At 65.6% G+C, this 1,593-nt stretch carries 2 protein-coding genes; both read right to left on the bottom strand.

Annotated features, from left to right (window positions below; translation table 11 throughout):
- A partial coding sequence (locus AC27LF_RS45390; RefSeq protein WP_479662445.1) for a hypothetical protein occupies positions 1 to 789 on the bottom strand: 789 nt, incomplete at its 3' end.
- The coding region (locus AC27LF_RS45395) for a hypothetical protein (RefSeq protein ID WP_479662446.1) at positions 786 to 1,593 on the bottom strand (808 nt) is incomplete at its 5' end. The genes AC27LF_RS45395 and AC27LF_RS45390, both read right to left, overlap by 4 nt.

The raw sequence follows: 1,593 nt of genomic DNA on the forward strand, positions 1-1,593 counted from the left end.
GGGAGTGCCAGGGCACGGGGCAAGGGCCTTGGCCAGGCGGCCCATGGCATCGGGGGAGGTTCCCTGTGCCTTGCCCCAGATACGGGCCAGCAGGGAGTCGCCGTCCCGCACGCTGGGGCGGTACGAGGACGGGTTGAGCACCTCGCGTCGTGCATGTCCTACGCCGTCGAGGAATTCACCGAAGGAGCCGTACGCATCCTTGTCGCGCTTCACCTGGTCCCAGAAGCTAGCCGTTTCCGACTTGTTCCGTGCGTGCACCGGTTGGAGCCGCTCCAGCATGGCCCCTTCCAGGGCGAAGACGAGTTGGCAGAGCTGGTCGACGGCGGCTTCTTCCGCGTTGAGGGGACAGGCGGCGCGCCACGTGAGGTCCTCGACGATGACCTTGGCCAGCCGGCCGGCGAGTCGCGGGAACCAGGCGGGGAGGATGACCGGGGAGGAGATCTGGGGAAAGTCCAGGGTGTTGCGCGCCAGCAGGACCACCGCCCGCCGGTCCGTGGTGACGTCACCGATCAGGTGCTTTTCGCACGCCTCTTGGTTGTCCTGGAGCAGTTCGACGAAATCGTCGAGTACCGCATTGGTGTTGTCGAAGCGGGTCTTGCGCACCACCAGGACCACCACGGGATGGCCCGCGAGGTGTTCCTGCACCTTTCGGGCGTAGTCGGCCCGGTTCTCACGGACCTGGAACCAGAACCCGCTGAGCTCACTGTTCGACGCGGCGAGCCGGCCCCTGATCTCGGCGGCAAGGCGGGCAGGTGAGAGCTGCTCGTCGGCGAAGGCCGTGGGGCTCATGCGGTCACTTCTCCTTGTGTAGTCGCGGCGATTCGGCCCAGCAGACGGATCTTGGGCCACACCCATTCGTCGTCGTGGTTGAGGAAGTTGCTCTCCGTGGCGCTGGACAGCAAGTGGTCGGCGTTGATCCCGGTAGCCAACCCGAGCCGCGTTACGATGTCGGTGAAGTCCTTCATGCTGCACCGCATGCTCTCGGGCGACGCGCGGACGATCTCGCTCAGACAGTGGTACACGGAGCGCAGCCATACAGTGTCCGGACCTTGACGCTCGCCCATCGCCTCGGAGGCCGCCCTCCTGAAGAACTCGTACTCCCGGCTGCGACTGATGTGGCTCGCGCGTAGCCGCAGCTCGGCGAACTCCGCGGCATCTTCCCGCCTGAGGTGCAGGTCGGACTGGCGCCGTTCCTGCTTGATGAGGAAGTCGACGAAGTCGCGCAGCAGGTTCACGGTGAGCCACGGGTGGCCGGCCGTCTCAGCGTGGACGGCGTCGACGAAACCCACGTCCAGGGACACCTGCTGGCTCAGCACCTTCTGCGTGAACCGGGCGAACTCGCTGTCCTCCGAGCCGCTTTCGTGTGCGAAGAGCGGGAACGGGTCCTGACGAACGTACGGACTGAGCTGGTTCTGTTCCATCAGGATGAAATGTGCGTCGGGCTGCTGGCCGAGGAACACCAGGAGGTTCTCCCTGGCGAACTGAACCATCTGGTTGAGCAGGGGCTGGACCACCGTGTACCTGATGCCGGGGTCACGCCGTAGGGCATGTCCGAGGACCCCGAAGAGGGTCTCGTACTCGTCGAGGACGAAC

Source organism: Streptomyces diversicolor (assembly GCF_057537855.1).